The organism is Rathayibacter sp. AY1C2 (genome assembly GCF_002931195.1).
Taxonomy (GTDB): Bacteria; Actinomycetota; Actinomycetes; order Actinomycetales; family Microbacteriaceae; genus Rathayibacter.
This window is the reverse complement of sequence record NZ_PSWG01000007.1, coordinates 88,754-107,686: the sequence shown is the minus strand read 5'-3', so window position 1 is coordinate 107,686 and position 18,933 is coordinate 88,754. Positions and strand designations below refer to the sequence as shown.

Here is an 18,933-nt window from a genome sequence, read left to right as displayed (position 1 = left end):
GTAGGTCGGGTGCCGCGGCACGGCCAGACCCCTCGCTACTGTGAACGTCGACCCCCGCCTCCCTTCCCCGCCGAGGAGCCCCATGCCCATCTGGACCCTGCACGGAGACGGCCGCACCGTCGAGCGCGGCGCCGTCGTCGCCCCCGGCGAGCGGCTCGCCTGGCCGGCGACGATCGCCATCGGCATCCAGCACGTCGTCGCCATGTTCGGAGCGACGTTCCTCGTGCCCGTGCTCACCGGGTTCCCGGTCGCCACGACCCTGCTCTTCTCCGGAGTCGGGACGCTGCTGTTCCTCTTGATCACGCGCAACCGGCTCCCCAGCTACCTCGGCTCGAGCTTCGCGTTCATCGCGCCCGTCACGGCCGCGACCGCCGTCGGAGGGACGGGGTCGGCGCTCGCCGGAGTCGTCGCCGTGGGCCTCCTCCTGGCCGCCGTCGGCGTCCTCGTGCAGGTCGTCGGCCTCGGCTGGATCGACAGGCTGATGCCGCCGGTCGTCGCCGGCGCGATCGTGGCCCTGATCGGGTTCAACCTGGCTCCGACCGCGTACCTCAGCTTCAAGCAGGCACCGATCACCGGGACGATCACGCTCGCCGCGATCATCCTGTCGAGCGTGTTCCTCCGCGGCTTCCTCGGCCGCGTCTCGATCTTCCTCGGCGTGGTCATCGGCTACGTCGTCGCCCTGCTCCGGAACGAGATCGACTACTCCGCGGTCGGTGCGGCCGACTGGTTCGGCCTGCCGCCGTTCACCTTCCCCGACTTCGCCTCCGGATCCACGTGGTCGGGCATCGCGATGTTCCTGCCGGTCGTGCTCGTCCTCATCGCCGAGAACGTCGGACACGTCCGCGGCGTCGCGACGATGACCGACGCCTCCGCCAACGCCAGCACCGGCCGGGCCCTGATCGCGGACGGTGTGGCGACCACCCTCTCCGGCGCCTTCGGCGGCTCCGGCACCACGACCTACGGCGAGAACATCGGAGTGATGGCGGCCACCCGCGTGTACTCGACGGCCGCCTACTGGGTCGCCGGCGTCACCGCGATCCTGCTCAGCCTCTCGCCCAAGGTCGGCGCCGTCTTCAACTCGATCCCGGCCGGAGTCCTGGGCGGCGCCACCACCGCGCTCTACGGCCTGATCGGCGTGATCGGCATCAAGATCTGGATCGACAACCGCGTCGACTTCTCGCGCCCGGTCAACCAGTACACCGCCGCGGTCTCCCTCGTGATCGCGATCGCCGGCTTCTCGTTCTCCTCCGGCGGCTTCGAGCTCGGCGGCATCGTCCTCGGCGCCGGCGCCGCCCTCGTGATCTACCACCTGGGCAACGCCATCGCCCGTTGGCGCCGCACCGGCGCCGACGACGGCGGCCCCCTCCCCGCCATCGGCCAGCTCGGCGGCGACCCGCAGGACCGCTGACCGCGGCCTGCTCCGAGACACCGCTCCAGCGCCGAGGCACCGGCCACGACGCGGTGTCTCGGTGCTGAGGGCGGTGTCCGGGTGCGGCGAGTCGCTTCGACGGGCCGGCGTCCCTCGATCGCCCGGGTCGTAGGGTTCGAGGGTGCTCGAACCCCTCGTCCCCGTGCTCTCCTTCACCCGCTACGACATGAGCGCCGCAGGATCGGCGGCATCGCTGTTCCTCGACCGCACCACTCTCTGCGGGATCTACGTCCTGGAGTTCGAGAACGGCCAGCGGTACGTCGGTCAGACCACGAACATCGTGAGCCGGTACGCGACGCACAGACGCCACCACGGCGACGTCGTCGCCTTCCGCTTCGCTCCGTGTCGACGTGACGACCTCGACCGCGCGGAAGTGGCCGAGATCCGGAGGCAGGAGGCCGAGCACAGCCTGCGCAACCTCGCGCTCACCGGCTGGCCGGGAGGCGTCGACGACCTCGGTGTCACCGTGGAGGAGGGGCGGAGCGTCCTTCTGCCCTGGAACAGGGCCGACCGTCCGCGCGTGGGCGAGGAGGGCGAGGCGACGATGCCGGGCCGGTTCTGGGAGCTGGTCCGCCGCGAGGACTACCTCGACCTCTCCGCCGCCCTGGGCAGGTACATCGGCGAAACGGTCCCCGATCCGTTCGGAACACAGCAGATCCTGTGGACGGTGTCCGCTCTGCCGTCCACGAGGCGGACGAAGAAGCGGCGCCGCCTCCTCACTCTGAGCTGCGGAGTGCTGGAGACGGTCTTCGTTCAGGAGGACCTGGAGACCGGGGAGATCGTCATCGCTGTCAATGTCGATGCACCGACGTTCGCGGAGCGGCTGGGTCAGCAGGGAGTCAGTGAGCTCCCGCCCGCTTTCGGCATCGAGTACTCGACCAGCTACAAGAGCGCGGAGGTCAGCGCCTGGGAGTTCGAGTCGTGGGAGCAGTTCTGGGAGGCGCTCGACTTCGAGCCGTTCGTCGAGGCCGCATACAAGCTCAATACGACGCTGATGCGGCGAGGCGGCAGCCCCATCCGCCGTCATCACAACCCGTTCTTCGCCAGCGACCTGCTGTTCTCCGCGGTCAGGTTCGATGCCGAGGGCGATCGACCGATGGAGGAGCCGGCCGGCTGAGCGGCGCTGCCGCTCCCGAGACGCCGCCGTGCCGTCCGGACGCCGCCCTCCCGCGGGACGTCCCGGCGCGCACGGCGGCGTCTCGGCGCCCGACGGAGCCGTCCCGGGACGCACGCCGGAGCGGCGCCCTCGCTTACCACGTTCGGGGCAGTCCGCAACCCGGTGCGCTCCCAGGCGGCTCCCGCCTAACGTCGAGCGTGACGACCGCAGCAGCGGAACGCCGCACACCGAGTGAGACAGCAAGGAGCACCACCGTGCCGCAGATCATCGAGACCGTCGACGTCAACGTCCCCGTGTCCGTCGCCTACAACCAGTGGACCCAGTTCGAGGAGTTCCCGCGCTTCCTCGACGAGGTCGAGTCGATCCAGCAGGTCACCGACACCCTCACCGTCTGGAAGGTGAAGGTCGGCCCCGTCGAGCGCGAGTTCGAGGCGAACATCACCGAGCAGCACCCCGACGAGCGCGTCGCCTGGAACAGCACCGGCGGCGAGACCGACCACGCGGGCGTCGTCACCTTCCACAAGCTCTCCGACACCGAGACCCGCGTCACCGTGCAGCTCGACTGGGAGCCGAAGGGCTTCCTCGAGACGCTCGGCTCGCTCGTCGGCGCCGGCAGCCACGCCGTGAAGAAGGACCTGAACAACTTCAAGGAGTACATCGAGAAGCAGGGCACCCCTGACGGTGCCTGGCGCGGCGACGTCGAGGCCTGAGCCGTGACCGACGCAGCCGCCTCGTCCGAGGGCGAGAAGAAGGCGAACGGTCTCGGCGACGACGAGACCATCCCGCACTCCGAGGACGGGCTGGCGGTGGGGGTCTCCGGAGACTCGCACTTCAACCCCGAGGAGGACGCTCCCGAGGAGCCCTCCGAGAGCTGACGCTCTCCTCCGGGGAGCCCGACCGCTCTCCTCCGCGAGATGCCACTTGTGCACATGACACGCCGCGAGGCGTGCGCACAGGTGGCATCTCGCGGTTGAGGCTCAGCGCCAGGCCCGGGTGTACTGCGGGGGCACCGGCAGGTCCGCGCCGAGCTCGTGCGCCATCCGCACCGGGGCGTTCGGGTCGCGCAGCAGCTCGCGGGCGAGCAGCACGACGTCGGCGTCGCCGTTCGCGACCACGCCCTCCGCCTGCTCCGCCGTGGTGATGAGTCCCACGGCGCCGACCAGCGCACCGGTCGCCTTCCGCAGGTCGCGCGCGAACGGCACCTGATAGAGCGGCGCCACCGGGATGCTGGCGTGCACGAGTCCGCCGGTCGACACGTCGAAGAGGTCCACGCCCTCGGCGCGCGCCCACTCCGAGACGGTGATCGTCTCCTCCAGCGTCCAGCCGCCCTCGGCCCAGTCGGTCGCGGAGAAGCGGACGAGCAGCACGAGCTCCCCGATCTCGGCGCGGACCGCGCGGACGACCTCGAGCAGCAGGCGCGCCCGGTTCCCGAGCGAGCCGCCGTAGGAGTCCTCGCGGGTGTTCGAGAGCGGCGACAGGAACTGGTGGAGCAGGTACCCGTGCGCGGCGTGCAGCTCGATCACGTCGAAGCCGGCGTCCGCGGCGCGGCGGGCGGAGGCGCGGAACGCCTCGACGAGGCCGGGCAGCTCCTCCGCCGCCAGTTCGCGCGGCTCCGCGTAGCCCTCGAACGCGACGGCCGAGGGAGCGACGGTCGGCCAGCCGCCGTCCTCCAGCGGCACGGATCCGCGTCCGCTCCACTCGCGGTAGGTCGACGCCTTCCGGCCCGCGTGGGCGAGCTGCACGCCCGCGAGCGCGCCCTGCCCGTGCACGAAATCGACGATCGGAGCCCAGGCGTCGCGCTGCTCGTCGTTCCACAGCCCGGTGTCCCAGGGGCTGATCCGCCCCTCGGGGACGACGGCGGTGGCCTCCGCGATGACGACGCCCGATCCGCCGCGCGCGAGCCCGCCGAGGTGCGCGAGGTGCCACGAGGTGGGCACGCCGTCCTGCGACTCCACCGAGTACTGGCACATCGGTGCCGCCCAGAGGCGGTTGCGCGCGGTCCTCGAGCGGAGCGTCAGCGGCTGGAACAAGGCGGTGTCGGTCATGTCTCTCCTGTCGTGCTTCTCCGCGGAACGCCGCTTCGGTACGCGATACGCCGGTGAGGGCGCACGCCGGCGGCATCTCGCGGAGGGGGTCACGTGCTCCAACCGGGAGGAGAGCCCGGCTATGCCCGGATCAGCGCGGCCAGGTCGCCCCGGGCGCGTCCTGCCAGACGGTGCTCGGCGGAGCGAGCGACTCCAGCTCCTCGAACAGCGCGTCGGGGATCTCGAGCGCGTCGTCGGCCACGAAGGAGTCGTAGTGCTCGGCGGAGGTGGCGCCGACGACCGTCGTCGTCACGCGGGGGTCGCGCGTCGAGAACTGCAGCGCGGCGGCGGCGAGCGGCACGCCCGCCCGGTCGCAGGCCGCTCCCATCGCCGCGACGGCATCGACGATCTCGCGCGGCGCCGGCCGGTAGGCGTAGGAGGTGACCGGCTCCGGCCAGCGCGCGAGGGCGCCTCCGCCGTAGACCGCCGCGTTGACGACGATCACGCCGCGGTCGACGGACGCGTCGATCAGCTCCTCGGAGGAGCGGTCGACCAGCGTGAAGCGGTTGTGGGTGATCACGGCGTCGAAGAGGCCGGTGTCGACGTAGTGGCGCAGCATCGGAGCGGGTCCGCCCGAGATCCCGATCGAGAGGGCGACGCCCGCCTCCTTCATCGCGACGAGCGCGCGGACCGGGCCGTCCTCGGCGAAGGCCTCGTCGTACGAGATGCGCTCCGGGTCGTGCAGGTAGAGCAGGGGGAGGACGTCCATACCGAGGCGCTCGCGGCTCTCGTCGAGGCTGCGGCGCATCCGCTCGGCCGAGTAGCTGCCGGTGCTCGGGTCGCGGTCGAGCTTGGTGACCACGGTGATCCCCTCGGGGACGCCGCCGCGGGCCTGCAGGGCCTCGCCGATCAGGCGCTCGCTGTGGCCGCCGGCGTACTCGTTCGAGGTGTCGACGACGGAGACGGCGCGGGTGGCGGCGTCGGAGTCGAGGACGCGCTCGAGGGCAGGCACCCGGTCGAGGTCGGCGACGCGCTCGGGGCGCCAGGAGGTGCCGAGGGTCAGCCGGGTGACGGTGGCGCCGGTCGGGCCGAAGGGCCGGAGGCGGGAGGACTGCGGAGTCATCCGCTCAGCCTGGCAGCGCCGGGGTCCTCCCCGCATCCCGCGGAGGATGAACGGTCAGTGGACGAGAGTGCTCTGCCCGACGACGCCGAAGCCCAGGAGCGTCGTCGCGAGCGTCCCGGCGGAGAGGTGGGCGATCCGGAAGACGGTGTCGGAGCGGCGCGGCCGCCTCCGAGGTCGACGCGGTGTCGTGCTCGACGGGATCTCTCCGCGGGGCCTTCCTCGCGGCGCGATGACCGGCGGCAGACCGGCGCGAGGCCGCCGTGACGGCCGGACGCGGGCCGGTGGTGCGCCCTAGGCTCGGCGCGTGACCGTCGATACCGCCGCCGCCGACTCCTCCGCCCGCTCCGCCGCGCTCGACGCTCTCGCCACTCCGGCGCTGGTGCTCGACGAGGCGGTGCTCGACCGCGACATCGCCGCCGTCGCCGCGGCTGCCCGCGAGCGGGGCCTGGCGCTCCGCCCCCACGCGAAGACGCACAAGTCGCTCGAGATCGCCCGCCGCCAGCTCGCCGCGGGGGCCGTCGGCCTCACCGTCGCGACCGTCTCGGAGGCCGAGGTCTTCGCCGCGGGAGGGATCCGCGACCTCTTCATCGCCTACCCGCTCTGGCTCGACGCCGAGCGCGCCGGGCGGCTCCGCCACGTCCTCGCGAGCGCCCGTGTGCGGGTCGGCGTCGACTCGGCGGAGTCGGCCGAGCGCCTGGCCGCGGCCCTGCCCGAGCGCGAGGGGCTCGAGGTCGTCGTCGAGATCGACTCCGGCCACCACCGCAGCGGCGTGCTCCCCGCCGAAGCCGGCGCGATCGCCGCGGCCGCCGTCTCCGCCGGGCTCGACGTCGCCGGCGTCTTCACCTTCCCCGGCCACAGCTACGCGGCCGGCAACGGAGCGGCGGCCGCCCGCGACGAGGCGCGCGCGCTCGCCGAGTCGGTCGCGTCGCTCGCGGCGTCCGGAGTCGAGGCCCGCGTGGTCAGCGGAGGCTCGACCCCGTCGGCCGCGTTCGCCGACTCCTCGGTGCTCACGGAGCTGCGCCCCGGGGTCTCGGCCCTCGGCGACGCCCAGCAGTGGGAGATCGGCACGATGACGCCCGAGGACATCGCCGTCACCGTCCTCGCCACGATCGTGTCCCGCCGCGGCGACCACCTGATCGCCGACGCGGGCAGCAAGGTGCTCTCCTCCGATCGTGGCGCGGCCTCGAGCGGCTTCGGCCGCCTCCCGGAGCACCCGGAGGCGCGCATCCCGGTGCTCTCGGAGCACCATGCGACGATCACCGGTGTCGACCTGCCCGTGGGGACGCGGGTGCGGATCGCGCCGAACCACGTCTGCGTCGCGGTGAACCTGGCCGACGAGTACCGCGTCCTCCTCCGCGACGGCGGCGGCGCCGTCTGGCCCGTCGACGCCCGCGGGCGGAACAGCTAGGCGATCCGCGAGCGCGGGATCCGCAGGCCGAGCAGCGCGCTCGCCGCCAGCAGCACGAAGGCGGAGGCGAAGGCCGCGGTCGGCGATGCGGCGTCGGCGAGAGCGCCTGCGAGCAGCGGCCCGATCACGCCGCCCAGGTCGGACGCGGCCTGGAACACCGAGACCGGCTTGCCGCCGCGCTCGCCCGCGGCGTCACCGACCAGCGCACCCGGGGCCGTGCCCATGAAGGCGGCCGCCGCTCCGTAGACGCAGAGCAGCACGACGAGCAGCCACAGCTCCGAGACGAACGGCATCGCCAGCATCGCCACCGCCGCGACGGAGAATCCGCCGATCAGCGCCGGGCGCCGGCCGACCGTGTCGACGAAGCGGCCGGCGGGCGCTAGCGCGATCGTCTGCACCACCGCGGCGATCGCGAACGCGATGCCGGTCCAGGCGGGCTGCCCGCCGAGCCCCTCGACGACGAGCACGGGGACGAGCGTCGCGCGGACTCCCATCGCCGACCAGCCGAGGGCGAAGTTCGCCAGCACCGCGCTCTGGTACCGGCGGTCGCGGGCGACCTCGCGCAGGGGCTTCGTCCTCGCCGCGGCGGACGGTGCCGCGTCGCGCTCCGGCCGCTGCAGCAGGATCAGCCCGACGAGCCCCGCGATCGCGAGCGTGCCGGCGTAGAAGAAGAAGGGGGCGGTGAGCGAGATCGCCGTGAGCACGCCGCCCACCGCGGGGCCCGCCATGCCGCCGAGCAGGAAACCGCCCTGGTAGAAGCCGATCGAGCGGCCGCGCCGCTCCGGGCTCGCGGTGCGCAGGAGGAGCGTCATCGCCGCGACGGAGAACATCGCGGAGCCGATGCCGCCGACTCCGCGCAGCAGGAGGAGGTGCGGGTAGTCGGAGGCGAAGCCGACCAGCGCCGAGGAGAGCGCGACGATGCCGATGCCGACGGCGAGCACGACCCGCTCGCCGAACCGGTCGACGAGCGGCCCCACGAACGGATTCGCGACCAGCCGCATCAGCGCGAACGCCGAGACGACCGCGCCGACCGCCGTGTAGTCGACGCCGAAGCTGCGCACGTAGGTCGGCAGCACCGGCACGACGACGCCGAACCCCAGCATCACGAAGAAGGCGACGACCCCCAGCACGAGCACGTCCCGCGGCAGTCGCTCGCTGTCTCGGGAACGCCACGGGAATCGCACCTGTCGACGCTACCCCCTGCCGCAGGCCCCACCCGACCCCGGACGGGAACCCACCGGGCAGCACACTGGACGCGCCTGTCGGAGCCGTACCGCGCCGCGGCGCCGGTCGGCGAGCTCGGACCGGATACGGTCCTTCGATCCGTCCCGGAGGAACCGGTGCACCGGGAGCGGACCGGGACGGGCCCTCGACCGACAGGAGACCCGTGAGACGCACCACAGCTGTGCCGGCCCTGCTGGCGGCCACGCTCCTCCTGACCGGGTGCGGGAAGCCGGGAGGCGATCAGGAGGCCGCTCCCTGCGTCCCGCTCGAGCGCACGTGGAACGACTACGCGCCGGAACTCGATCCCGTTCTGCGTCCACCGTTTCGCGAAGCCCTCGAGGGCTTCGACGAGAGCTCCTCGAACTCGATCGCGTCCGACGCTGCTCGTCTCGCCACGAGCAATCTGCTCTCCGCGATCTCCGGGGATCGACGAGCGAGCGAGTACTTCTGGAACGCCATGGACCTGATCGGCCGTGAGTGCGCCGAGGCGGGAGTCCCGCTGTCGTTCGACCACCACGGCGAGCAGTTGACCACGGGGAGCAGTGCCGTCCACGGGCGCCCGCCCTGGGCTCTCGATCCGCCGCCTCAGCCGGAGAGCGGCACGATCGAGCCGACGATCCCGGAGTAGCTCACGTAGTAGAGGACGCCGTCGCGGTGGAGGACGCCGCGGCCGGGGTAGCTCTCGTCCGGTCCGTCGGGCCCGTCGAGGAAGCCCGGAGCCGCGGTGTCGTCGGCGGTGAACCCGTCCGCGAGGAGCGCGGCGCTCCGATCCGGCCACTCCGCGTCCGGGACCGCCAGCTGCCCGACCACGACCGACACGTCGCCCTGGCCGCTCCACCGGCAGAGCACCCCGTCCTCGGCGATCTCCTGCACGACGGGGTAGTCGACGTCGTAGACCGTCGTCTCGGGCGAGAGGGCGAGACCGTCCTCGGCGAGCGACGCCTCCTCCTCGGCGGTGAGCAGGTCCTCGCAGGGGAGCAGGGCGGTGGCCGGGGTCGCGGTGGGCAGCGGAGTCGCGCTGCCGGCGCTCGCGGTCGGCACTGCACTGCTCGGCGTCGGAGCGCTCGAGATCAGCGGTGAAGCGGTCGTCGGGGCCGTCCCCCCGTCGGCGCTTCCCGTGCAGCCGCTCAGCGCGAGCAGCCCCGCCCCGCAGGCGAGCAGCGCCCCGGCGCCCCTCGCGGTCGTCGTCCGGATCATCGCGAGCCCCCTCGTCCGCGGCGGCCGCGTCGCCGCCCCCTCGATCCTCTCCTCCGCCCTCGCCGGCTGTCCACCGCCCCCGGCCGGCGCCGAGGCGACTACCGCTTCGGCCCCGCGCCGATCGCCCAGACCCGCGGCGGCACGGTGCCGTTGACCGCGTGGTCGCCGACGATCCGCGCCTTGAACACCCACGGATTGTGGCTCGCGGCCGTGCGCGCGTTGCGCCAGTGCCGGTCGAGGTTCTTGCGGGTGCTCACCCCGGAGGCGCCCAGCGCGTCGAAGAGGTCGGAGGTCGCCCGGGTGGCCAGTTGCGTCAGGACGATCTGGGCCTGCGCCGTCTCGAGCTCGGCGAGGTCGTTCTGCCGCTCGTCCTCGAGCGGGTCGCCGTCGAGGGCCGCGTCGTGCGCCCGCTGCAGCGCGACCGCCGCGCGCTCCACGATCGCCGCTCCCGCATAGGCGGCGGCCGAGACCTGTCCCACCACCTGCAGGATCTGCGGATCCGCCGCGAACGACTCGGCGTTCCCGTGCGAGAAGATCCGGGTCCGCGCCCGCACCTCGGCTGCGATCTCGCGCTCGGCCCCCGCGATCGAGCCCGCCAGCACGGCCAGCAGCACCGCCTGGTAGAACGCGGTCTGGTAGCGGAACCGGGTCTCGAAGTCGATCACGTCCTCGGCCGCGACCACCGCCTCCGTGAAGGTGCTCGTCCCCGAGCCTGTGGTGCGCTGGCCGAAGCCGTCCCAGTCGTCGGCGTGCTCGACGCCCGCCTGGCGAGCGTCGACGATCGCGATCACCTTCTGCCCGGTGTCGGTGCGCTGGGCGAAGGTGTCGATCCAGTCGGCGAAGACGCTGCCGGTGGAGTAGTACTTCGTGCCGGTCACCGTGAACCGCGTCGGGTCGCCCTCGACCGGAGCGACCTTCGTCTGCACGTCGCCGATCGCGACCGTGCCGACCTCGGTCCAGGCGTTGCCGCCGAGCTCGCCGTCGGCGAAGCGCCGGAGCCAGCGCTCGCGGGTCCCGTCGGTCGCGAGGAGCCGGTCCTCGACCAGGGCGAAGTGGCCGCGGAGCGCCTGGGGGAGGTTGGAGTCGGCGGCGGCCAGCTCCGTCAGCAGGCGGAACAGCTGGGGGAGGCTCGCGCCGGCCCCGCCGGACTCCAGCGGCACGCGCACCGCGCCGAACCCGGCGTCCGCCAGCGCTCGGATCTGCGCGACCGGCAGTTCGCGTGCGCTCTCCCGCGCCGCCGCCCCCGCCGCGATCTCGGCGAACAGCGGCCGGAACCGCCCCGCCAGCTCCTCGTAGTCCACCTCGGGCACGGCCCGCACGTCGGTCGCGGTCATCGTCGGCTCCTGTTCCTCTGCGCCCACCCCGGGCGGCTCGTGCTCGACGGTAGGGGAGGAGCCCGGTCCGCGGTCCGCCCGTGACGCCCGGTGTCCCTCCGTGACCTCCGGTGTCCCTCCGTGACGCCCGGATCGGGGAATGCCTCGCCCCCGGGGCTGTTGGCCTAGGGGATGTCCTCCACCACTCCCGTCCCCCCGTCCGACCCCCGCAGCGCCCTCGTCGTCGGTGCGACCGGCATCGGCGGCTCCGCCCTCGTCGACCTGCTCACCGAGCAGGGCTGGCCGGTGACCGCCCTCTCGCGCCGCCCGATCGACGCGCGCCCCGGCGTCACTCCGCTCGCCGCCGACCTGCGCTCCGCCGAGGATCTGGCCCGCGTGCTCGCCGACCAGCGCCCCACGCACGTCTTCTTCACCGCCTGGTCCCGCCAGGCGACGGAGGAGGAGAACATCGCGGTCAACGGCGGCATGGTCCGCGACCTCCTCGCCGCGCTCGCGCACGCTCCCGTCGAGCACGTCGCGCTGGTGACCGGCCTCAAGCACTACCTGGGCCCGTTCGAGGCGTACGGGCAGGGCGCGATGCCCGACACCCCGTTCCACGAGGAGGAGGAGCGCCTCGACGCCCCGAACTTCTACTACGCGCAGGAGGACGAGCTCTTCGCCGCGGCCGGGCGCGCCGGGTTCACCTGGTCGGTGCACCGTTCGCACACGGTCATCGGGCACGCCGTCGGCAACGCGATGAACATGGGGCTGACCCTCGCGGTCGCGGCGTCGATCCACCGTGCCGAGGGCACCCCGTTCGTGTTCCCCGGCTCGCTCACGCAGTGGAACGGACTCACCGACATGACCGACGCGACGATCCTCGCCGAGCAGATGCTCTGGGCGTCGACGTCGGAGGCGGGCCGCGACCAGGCCTTCAACGTGGTCAACGGCGACGTCTTCCGCTGGCGCTGGATGTGGACCCGGATCGCGGAGCACTTCGGCGTCGAGCCGGTCGGCCCGGGGGAGGAGCCGCAGCCGCTCGAGCAGCAGATGGCCGATGCCGAGCCCGTCTGGCGGCGCCTCGTCGACGAGCACGGGCTGATCGAGCCCGACCTCTCCCGCGTCGCCTCCTGGTGGCACACCGACGCCGACCTCGGCCGGAACCTCGAGGTCGTCACCGACATCGGCAAGTCCCGCCTCGCCGGCTTCACGGCGTTCCACCGGACGGTCGACTCTTTCACGGCGCTCTTCGACCGCTACCGCGCGGAGCGCCTGATCCCCTAGCGGTTCGCTGCGGCGCCCCTCGCGATGAGCACGTCCGGCGAGAGCTGGTGGCGCACGAAGCGGAGCGTGAAGCTGCGGCGGTCTCCTCCGGCGACCCGCTCGGCGAGGACGCGGATGCCGAGGACGGCGACGACGCGCCACTGCTCGGTCTCGTGGGCGACGACGGCGCAGAAGAGGTCGCCCGGGCGCACCTCGTCGACGGTGGTGGTGAGGCTGTTCGTTCCGTGGGTCATCTGGCCGCTCCTGGTTCCGGCGGACCTCGCGGACGGCGCTTCGGGTGCGCCGCGCAGCCGTCCGCCGGTCGCTCGAGAGGGGGGCCCGAGCGGCCGGCGGCCGGTCATGCGTGCGACAGCAGGGACGAGCCCGCCGGAACGACCCCGTGCCGCAGGAGCAGTGTAGGACTGCGACCCTGACCGTGGCGCGGGATGTCAACCACTTGCGAGCGCGCTCCCGGGGTTCTGAGACCCGGAGACGACGGAACCCGCCTCCCGGGCGGGAAGGCGGGTCGTGTCGGTGTGCGGCGGCGGAGCCTGATCGGGAGCGGCTCCGGCGCGGAGGGTCAGGCGGCGGGCTCGGCGCGGCGCAGCGGAACGGCGGCGTTGCTCGTCGGCTCGGGCACGATGCGGAGGCCGGCGCCGCTGTTGGCGCGCTCCATGAGGGCCTCGACCCACTCCGGGTTGATCGTGGGCTGGCGGCTGCCCTTGAACTCGAACTGGATCGGGATGGTCGGGTGCATCCACACGCCGCGGCGGCCGGTGCCGGCCTGGGGGCTCGCGTCGAGGGTGAGCAGGAAGCGCTCGTCGCGGCGGAACTTGTTGATGATGACGATCTGGAGGTGGGCGAGGGCGCGGTCCTCGACCTCGATGGCGGCGGGGGGAGTGCCGTACAGGATGTTGCCCATGGTGTGCTCCGATCTGACGTGCGAATGGCTGACGTCCGTCACTCTATATCGCTAGAAAGACTTCCTACTAGTTGAGCTAGCTACTTACGTCGCGGAGTGCGTTTTCTGTCCATCGCCGCCGGACGACTCGATTCTCCGACGGATCCGGGGCGCGGCAGAAGACCCTCGGAGTGAACTCCTGGGGACGCGCGGCCACGGCCGCGGGGACGCCGGTCAGGCGCGGCGCTGCTCCAGCACGCCGTCGGCGTACTCGCCGATCGGCTCGCCCGCGAGCTTCTGGGCGGCGTCGACCGTCTCGGAGTCGGCCGGGCGCTCGACGATGTCGCGCATCGTCTGCAGGAAGCGGATGACGGTCCCGGCCTCGGAGGGGTTGAGCGTCTCGGCCGCCTCGAGCATGCGGCGGTGCATCTCGTCGAGCGTCTCGCGCACCTCGCGGTGGGAGGTGGGGGTGGCGACGATGCGGATGGCCCGGCGGTCGCTCGGGTGCGGCTCCCTGACCACGTGCCCGCTCTTGACCAGCCGGTCGATCAGCACGGTCGTGGAGGCGGAGGAGATGCCGAGGTAGGAGGCCAGGTCCTTCGGGCTGACGTGCACGCCCTTCTGCTGGCGGCGCATGAGGAACTGCACGGCCAGCAGGTCGTTCTCGCCCATGCCCATGGATCCGCGGGTCCGTCGGCGCATCGCGGCCTCCGCCGTGCGGAAGGCGCGCATCGCGGCGAGGACCTCCACCGCTCCGGGCTCGGTCGCCTCACCCGAGAACCAGAAGGCCCCGGGTCGCTTCAGCGTGACCTCATCCATGCCGAACAGTCTAGACAGTCTCGTAGCAAGAACATCTAGACAAGCCAACCTCCCCCGAGGTGCTTGCCTGGAAGGGCGGCGACCACTACGAAGGGACTACTAGTTAGACGAGCTAGTGACTCATTCGCGAAGGGAGCTGCCCGTGCTGGACGAACTCGACCGCCTGCAGCCGCTCCCCGCCGACGTCGTGGATCCGCTGGTCGGCTCCACCCTGGCCGGTCGCTACCTCGTGCTCGAGCGGGTGGGGGAGGGCGGCAGCGCCGTCGTCTACCGCGCCCGCGACCTCCGCCTCGCCCGCCAGGTCGCGGTCAAGGTCCACCGCGACGTCCCGGACACCCCCAACGAGCGGGCGCGTCGCGAGCGCGAGATCCGCTTCCTGATCGACTCGCGTCACGCGTCCGTGGTGGACGTCCTCGACCAGGGCGAGATCCCCGGCGAGGAGGGCGACCTCGCGTTCCTCGTCCTCGAGTACTTCGACCGCAGCGACCCAGCGGCCGACTGGTTCGCCTCCGGCGACCAGCGGCTCATCGCGGAGGTCGGCGCCCAGGTGGCCGATGCTCTCGCGCACCTGCACGCGCAGGGCGTCCTCCACCGCGACGTGAAGCCCGAGAACGTCCTCGTCCGCTCGCGCGCCACCGCATCCGGCTTCTCCGCGCACGAGGCCAAGCTCAGCGACTTCGGGATCGCCCGCTCGGTCGACGACGCCCGGCTCACCCGCTCCGACGTGCTGGTGGGCACCGCCGCGTACCTCAGCCCCGAGAGCCTCGGCTCCGGCCCGGTCGGACCGGAGTCCGACGTCTACTCGCTCGGTCTGGTCCTCCTCGAGGCCGTCTCGGGCCGCAGGGCCTACACCGGCACGACGCTCGAGATCTCGATCCAGCGCCTCCACCACGCGCCCGTCGTCCCGGAGACGGTCCCGGCGGAGTGGCGCGAGCTGCTGACCGCGATGACCGCTCTCGATCCGGCCGACCGCCCCTCCGCCGAGGAGGTGGCACGCCGGCTCTGGGCGCGCCTGGCCGGCGGCCCCGCCGCAGCCCCCTCCCGCAGCGGAGTCACGGGCACGGTCGCCCTCGTCGCCGCGGGCCTGGTCGGCGCGGTGACGGCCCTCTCGCTCACCGGCTGGCTGGGCTGAGCGCCCCGAGCGGTCCTCGTCCGCTCAGGTTCCTCGCGAGCGTGCTCCCGTAGGCTCCGGGCGACCCTCGACCGACCCCGAGCCGCGTCGCCGCGGACCGAACGGAGCCGATCCCATGAGCCCGCGCCGCCTCTTCCGCCTGCTGTCGATCGTCGAGGCGGTGACCTGGACTCTCCTGATCGTGGGGATGCTGCTGAAGTACGCGGCCGGAGCCGGCGACTGGCCGGTGAGCGTCGCCGGGCCGATCCACGGGTTCGCGTTCCTCGCCTACGGAGCCGCGGCCCTGGTGCTCGCGGTGAACCAGCGGTGGTCGGCGGGCGCGACGGCGCTCGCGGTCGTCAGCGCGGTCGTGCCCTACGCGACGGTCCCGCTGGAGCGCGGCTTCGAGCGCCGCGGCCTGCTGGAGGGCCCGTGGCGGACGCACGCCACGGACGACCCGCGGGACCGGCGCGTGACGAGCCGGCTCCTCCGCTGGGCGCTCGCGCGGCCCGTGCTCGCCGGGGCGCTGGTCCTGGCTCTGGTCGCCGTCGTCTTCGCGGCGCTGCTGGTGGTCGGCCCGCCCGGGGGCGGCGAGGCCTGATCCCGCGCGCGGCGTGCCTCAGACGGGGCGCGTCTCCGCGTCGATGAGGATCTCGGCGGCGCGACGCGCGTGCAGGGCGGCCTCCGGGGTTCCGGCGATGGCCGCGGTGGTCTGGGCGCCCTCGGCGAGGATCGCGAGCTGCGCGGCGAGCTCGGCGCCGCCACCCGCCTCCTCGGCGAGGGTCGCGAGGAAGCGCTGGAACGTCTCCTTGTGGTCGCGCGCCATCTCGGCGACCATCGGGTTCGACGAGCCGAGCTCCCCGAAGGCGTTGATGAAGCCGCAGCCGCGGAACGAGTCCTCGGAGAACCAGTCGAAGAGGAAGTCGTAGATCGCGAGCAGCTTGCCGCGAGGTCCGTCCGCCGCGGCGACCCGGGTGGTCACGCCGAGGGTCCACTGCTCGTGCCGGCCGTGCAGGACGGCGACCACCACCGACTCCTTGCTCGGGAACTCCGAGTAGAGGCGCTTCAGCGAGACGCCCGCGGCCGTGCGGAGCTCGTCCATCCCCACGGACTGGATGCCGCGCTCGTAGTAGAGCCGGTCGGCGGCCGCGAGGATCGCCTCGCGGGGAGGGCGCTCGTCGAGGATCGGGGACATCCCTCCATGGTAGGCGGTACCAGAACGGGCGTTCTCGGTCGGCTGCCGCGCTTGCCGCAGGGGGTCCGGGGGTCGGACGCTGCTGCTAGCGTCGCGCTCGGGTGCGCAGGCGCCCGGGGACGGGAGGCGGACGCATGGTCGTCGCGATGCAGGCCGAGGGATTCGACGGGCCGGAGGCGCTGCGCGCCGTCGAGGTCGATCCGGGGGAGCCGACGCCCGGCAGGGTGCGGATCGCGGTGCGCGCAGCGGGCGTGAACCCGGCCGACGCGAAGCTCCTGCGCGGGATGTTCGGGCGCGGACGGGTGCCGGTCCGGCCGGGCAGCGAGGTCTCCGGAGTCGTGACCGCGGTCGGTGAAGGGGCCGAGGGGCCGCTCGGCCCGATCCTGGTGGGCGACGAGGTCGTGGCGTTCCGGGTCTCCGGCGGCTACTCCGCCGAGCTGGTCGCGCCCGCGAGCGCGGTCCTGCCCAAGCCCGCCGGGCTCGGCTGGGCGGCGGCCGCGGGCCTGCTGCTGGCCGGGACGACCGCCGAGCACCTCGTCGAGGCCACCCGCGTCTCCTCCGGGGACACCGTCCTGGTGCACGGGGCGAGCGGAGCCGTCGGTTCGCTCGCTGTGCAGCTCGCGGTCGCCCGCGGAGCTCGGGTGCTGGGCACCACGAGCGAGCGCGGCGAGGAGGTCGTCCGCCGCTTCGGCGCGGAGCCGGTCCGCTACGGCGCCGGGCTGGAGGAGCGCGTGCGCGTCCTGGCCCCCGGCGGCGTCGACGTCGCGCTGGACACGGCGGGCATCGACGAGGCGCTGGACGCCTCGGTGGCACTGGTCGCCGACCGCTCGCGCATCGCCACCGTCGCCGGCTTCGAGCACGCCGCCCGCCTCGGCGGGATCCTGATGCTCGGCGGCGGACCGGGAGCCGATCCCGGCACCGCGCTCCGCGACGCCGCCCGGCCGGGCCTGCTCGACCGCGCCGGTCGCGGGGAGCTCGAGGTCGTGCTCGGGCCCTCCTTCCCGCTGACCGAGGCGGCCGCCGCGCTCGCCCTCGTCGAGTCGGGCCGCGCGCGCGGCAAGACGGTCCTGCTCCCCTGAACGAGACGTCCTCCCTCGACCTGCCGGCCCTCGGGCCCTTCGACTCAGCCGGCGCCGCGAGCCTCCTCCGCAACCACGCCCTCCCCGGAGTGGAGCGGGTCTCGGCCGACGGCCGACGCCTGGAGCGCCTGCTCACCCTCGACGGGGCGCCGCGGCCGATCGTGCTCGAGGTGACGGAGACCGGGCTGCGGGTGGAGGCGGAGCCGGACGTGCTGACGCCGGCGGCCGCGGTCGTCCGTGCCTGGTTCGACCTCGACTCCGATGTGGTGGCGATCGGCGCCGAGCTCTCGCGGGACCCGCTGCTCGCCCGCTCCGTCGCGGCCCGGCCGGGGCTGCGCGCGACGCAGTACCCGGAGGCGTTCGAGGCGGCGGTGATGGCGGTCCTCGGCCAGCAGGTGTCCGTCGCCGCGGCCCGGACCTTCGGCGGACGGACCGCCGCGGCCTTCGGCGCCCCGGGGGAGCGCGGTCTGCTGGCGTTCCCGGCACCCGCCGCCCTGCTCGCGCCGGAGTTCGAGGCGCTGCGCTCGGCGATCGGGATCACCAACGCCCGGGCGCGGACGGTCCGGGCCGTCGCCGAGGCCTTCGCCGCCGGACCCGTGCTCGACCGCGCGGGCGACCTGCCGGAGCAGCGGCGCGCGCTCCTCGCGATCCCGGGCATCGGGCCGTGGACGGCCGACTACCTCGCGCTCCGGTTCCTCGGCGATCCGGACGCCTTCCCCGCCGGCGACCTGGTGCTGCGGAAGGCGCTCGGCCGGGTGAGCACGGCGGAGGCGGAGGCGGCGTCGCAGGCGTGGCGGCCGCACCGGGCGCACGCGGCGTTCCACCTGTGGGCGAGCACCGGGGCGGTCTGAGCGGACGGACGACCCGAGTCGAGAGGCCGCGCCCGGACCGGCGGCCGGGACCGGCCGCCGACGGATCAGGTCAGGTACTCGACGTCGTCGTACAGGATCGGCGCGTCCTCGGCGTCCGGATCCTCGACCGGGACGTCCTCGTGCTCGAGGATGACCGCGACGCCCGGGGAGACCAGCACGCAGACCTCGCGCTCGCCGGCGACCGTGAAGCTCACCATGTCGCCGCGGTTGCGCACGGCCTCGACCAGGCGCTTCTCGAGCTCCTCGGTGTCGAGGGAGACGGCGAGGAGGAAGCGACGGCCGTCGATGCTGAGCGTGGTGCGCCGCATCGTCGCCTCGGGCTCGGGAGGCGTGCCGCGTCCGCCGCGGCCGGGCGTGACCGCCTTGACCCGCAGCGACGAGGCGTGCATCCGGATGACGGCGTTCACGAGCCCGCCTCCGGGCGCGACTCGTGGTGGCGGCGGCCGCCGGAGCGGCGGTCCTCCTTCATCTCGGACTCGAAGAGGTGGCGGCGTCCGCCGGCGAGCTCGTCGCGCGCGGCGCGCTCCTGCTCCCGGAACGCGGCGTAGTAGGTGTCGTCGTAGTCCTCGACGATCTGGAAGGTCCAGCGCCCCTCGATGACGTTGCGGCCGACGAGCTCGGCCTCGATCCGCTCGGCGGTCGCGGCGTGGCCGGCCTCGCGCAGCGCGTCGACGGCCTCGCCCAGAGCGAGGTCGGCCGCGCCGGTGAGCCGGTGGAAGCCGTAGAGCAGACCGCGGGCGTGCTCGACCGTCTCGAGCGCCTCCGAGAGCTTCCCGAGCGCCGCCACGGTGGCGTCGTCGAGACCCTCCGGGCGCAGGTGCGCGGAGTCGGGGTGGTCGTGTGAGCTGCTCATCCAGG

The 18,933-nt window shown here is 73.6% G+C and carries 22 protein-coding genes; 11 read left to right on the top strand and 11 right to left on the bottom strand.

All coding sequences use genetic code 11. The annotated features are described in order from the left end of the window. Nucleotides 1-82 precede the first annotated feature (82 nt). The 4 genes from C5C55_RS07640 (at nt 83) to C5C55_RS16530 (ending at nt 3,421) form a co-directional block, all read left to right on the top strand. Nucleotides 83-1,408 (top strand): uracil-xanthine permease family protein, encoded by a 1,326-nt coding sequence (locus C5C55_RS07640; protein ID WP_104233466.1) that lies wholly within the window; start codon nt 83-85, stop codon nt 1,406-1,408. A 142-nt stretch (nt 1,409-1,550) separates the two neighbouring features. Then, nucleotides 1,551-2,546, top strand: a complete 996-nt coding sequence (locus C5C55_RS07635) for a GIY-YIG nuclease family protein (protein WP_104233465.1) — start codon at nt 1,551-1,553, stop codon at nt 2,544-2,546. Nucleotides 2,547-2,800: 254 nt separating this feature from the next. Next, nucleotides 2,801-3,256 carry an SRPBCC family protein gene (locus C5C55_RS07630; protein ID WP_104224157.1) on the top strand — a complete coding sequence of 152 codons (456 nt, stop codon included), beginning with the start codon at nt 2,801-2,803 and terminating at the stop codon, nt 3,254-3,256. A gap of 3 nt (nt 3,257-3,259) precedes the next feature. Beyond that, nucleotides 3,260-3,421 (top strand): hypothetical protein, encoded by a 162-nt coding sequence (locus tag C5C55_RS16530; protein WP_181067804.1) that lies wholly within the window; start codon nt 3,260-3,262, stop codon nt 3,419-3,421. A 102-nt stretch (nt 3,422-3,523) separates the two neighbouring features. Here the strand turns inward: C5C55_RS16530 and C5C55_RS07625 are convergent, their stop codons facing one another. Both C5C55_RS07625 and C5C55_RS07620 read right to left on the bottom strand, forming a co-directional pair. After that, the gene (locus C5C55_RS07625) at nt 3,524-4,591 is read right to left on the bottom strand and encodes an NADH:flavin oxidoreductase/NADH oxidase (protein ID WP_104233464.1); all 1,068 of its coding nucleotides are present in this window, start codon (nt 4,589-4,591) and stop codon (nt 3,524-3,526) included. 130 nt (nt 4,592-4,721) lie between these two features. After that, on the bottom strand, nt 4,722-5,693 hold the full coding sequence (locus C5C55_RS07620) for an aldo/keto reductase (RefSeq protein ID WP_181067803.1): 972 nt from the start codon (nt 5,691-5,693) through the stop codon (nt 4,722-4,724). A gap of 304 nt (nt 5,694-5,997) precedes the next feature. Between C5C55_RS07620 and C5C55_RS07615 the strand changes: the two genes are divergently transcribed. Then, the gene (locus tag C5C55_RS07615; protein ID WP_104233462.1) at nt 5,998-7,101 is read left to right on the top strand and encodes an alanine racemase; all 1,104 of its coding nucleotides are present in this window, start codon (nt 5,998-6,000) and stop codon (nt 7,099-7,101) included. Here the strand turns inward: C5C55_RS07615 and C5C55_RS07610 are convergent. Beyond that, nucleotides 7,098-8,285, bottom strand: coding sequence for an MFS transporter (locus tag C5C55_RS07610; RefSeq protein ID WP_244229579.1), 1,188 nt, complete (start codon nt 8,283-8,285; stop codon nt 7,098-7,100). The genes C5C55_RS07615 and C5C55_RS07610 overlap by 4 nt on opposite strands. Before the next feature lie 203 nt (nt 8,286-8,488). Here C5C55_RS07610 and C5C55_RS07605 point away from each other — a divergent pair, with 203 nt between their 5' ends. Continuing rightward, nucleotides 8,489-8,953: a hypothetical protein gene (locus tag C5C55_RS07605; RefSeq protein WP_146080905.1), complete on the top strand. Its 465-nt coding sequence runs from the start codon at nt 8,489-8,491 to the stop codon at nt 8,951-8,953. On the opposite strand, the gene C5C55_RS07600 is transcribed toward C5C55_RS07605, so the two are convergent. Then, a complete protein-coding gene (locus tag C5C55_RS07600) occupies nt 8,911-9,522 on the bottom strand; it encodes a hypothetical protein (protein ID WP_104233460.1) in 612 nt (203 codons plus the stop codon). The genes C5C55_RS07605 and C5C55_RS07600 overlap by 43 nt on opposite strands. Before the next feature lie 98 nt (nt 9,523-9,620). Further along, nucleotides 9,621-10,856 (bottom strand): acyl-CoA dehydrogenase family protein, encoded by a 1,236-nt coding sequence (locus C5C55_RS07595; protein WP_104233459.1) that lies wholly within the window; start codon nt 10,854-10,856, stop codon nt 9,621-9,623. Between the two features lie 171 nt (nt 10,857-11,027). Here C5C55_RS07595 and C5C55_RS07590 point away from each other — a divergent pair, with 171 nt between their 5' ends. Next, nucleotides 11,028-12,119: an SDR family oxidoreductase gene (locus C5C55_RS07590; RefSeq protein ID WP_104224165.1), complete on the top strand. Its 1,092-nt coding sequence runs from the start codon at nt 11,028-11,030 to the stop codon at nt 12,117-12,119. On the opposite strand, the gene C5C55_RS07585 is transcribed toward C5C55_RS07590, so the two are convergent. From C5C55_RS07585 to C5C55_RS07575, 3 genes are all read right to left on the bottom strand, one after another. Then, nucleotides 12,116-12,352: a hypothetical protein gene (locus C5C55_RS07585; protein ID WP_104224166.1), complete on the bottom strand. Its 237-nt coding sequence runs from the start codon at nt 12,350-12,352 to the stop codon at nt 12,116-12,118. The two genes, C5C55_RS07590 and C5C55_RS07585, sit on opposite strands and share 4 nt — an antisense overlap. Before the next feature lie 326 nt (nt 12,353-12,678). Next, nucleotides 12,679-13,020 carry an ATP-dependent DNA ligase gene (locus tag C5C55_RS07580; protein ID WP_104224199.1) on the bottom strand — a complete coding sequence of 114 codons (342 nt, stop codon included), beginning with the start codon at nt 13,018-13,020 and terminating at the stop codon, nt 12,679-12,681. Nucleotides 13,021-13,233: 213 nt separating this feature from the next. Next, nucleotides 13,234-13,818 carry a MarR family winged helix-turn-helix transcriptional regulator gene (locus C5C55_RS07575; protein WP_104233458.1) on the bottom strand — a complete coding sequence of 195 codons (585 nt, stop codon included), beginning with the start codon at nt 13,816-13,818 and terminating at the stop codon, nt 13,234-13,236. Between the two features lie 142 nt (nt 13,819-13,960). Here C5C55_RS07575 and C5C55_RS07570 point away from each other — a divergent pair, with 142 nt between their 5' ends. Together C5C55_RS07570 and C5C55_RS07565 are read left to right on the top strand one after the other, a co-directional pair. Next, on the top strand, nt 13,961-14,950 hold the full coding sequence (locus tag C5C55_RS07570) for a serine/threonine-protein kinase (RefSeq protein WP_181067802.1): 990 nt from the start codon (nt 13,961-13,963) through the stop codon (nt 14,948-14,950). A 115-nt stretch (nt 14,951-15,065) separates the two neighbouring features. Beyond that, nucleotides 15,066-15,530 (top strand): DUF3817 domain-containing protein, encoded by a 465-nt coding sequence (locus tag C5C55_RS07565; protein WP_104225947.1) that lies wholly within the window; start codon nt 15,066-15,068, stop codon nt 15,528-15,530. 18 nt (nt 15,531-15,548) lie between these two features. Here C5C55_RS07565 and C5C55_RS07560 read toward each other — a convergent pair whose 3' ends face one another. Continuing rightward, nucleotides 15,549-16,124 carry a TetR/AcrR family transcriptional regulator gene (locus tag C5C55_RS07560; RefSeq protein ID WP_104224170.1) on the bottom strand — a complete coding sequence of 192 codons (576 nt, stop codon included), beginning with the start codon at nt 16,122-16,124 and terminating at the stop codon, nt 15,549-15,551. Nucleotides 16,125-16,258: 134 nt separating this feature from the next. Between C5C55_RS07560 and C5C55_RS07555 the strand changes: the two genes are divergently transcribed. Together C5C55_RS07555 and C5C55_RS07550 are read left to right on the top strand one after the other, a co-directional pair. Further along, entirely contained in the window at nt 16,259-17,203 is a 945-nt protein-coding gene (locus C5C55_RS07555; RefSeq protein ID WP_258072515.1) for an NADP-dependent oxidoreductase, read from the top strand. Then, entirely contained in the window at nt 17,200-18,054 is an 855-nt protein-coding gene (locus C5C55_RS07550) for an AlkA N-terminal domain-containing protein (RefSeq protein ID WP_308471209.1), read from the top strand. The genes C5C55_RS07555 and C5C55_RS07550 overlap by 4 nt, the downstream gene beginning before the upstream one ends. Before the next feature lie 65 nt (nt 18,055-18,119). Here the strand turns inward: C5C55_RS07550 and C5C55_RS07545 are convergent, their stop codons facing one another. Continuing rightward, nucleotides 18,120-18,482, bottom strand: coding sequence for a hypothetical protein (locus C5C55_RS07545; RefSeq protein WP_104224172.1), 363 nt, complete (start codon nt 18,480-18,482; stop codon nt 18,120-18,122). Next, entirely contained in the window at nt 18,479-18,928 is a 450-nt protein-coding gene (locus C5C55_RS07540) for a hypothetical protein (RefSeq protein ID WP_104224173.1), read from the bottom strand. The genes C5C55_RS07545 and C5C55_RS07540 overlap by 4 nt, the downstream gene beginning before the upstream one ends. Between the last annotated feature and the right edge of the window lie 5 nt (nt 18,929-18,933).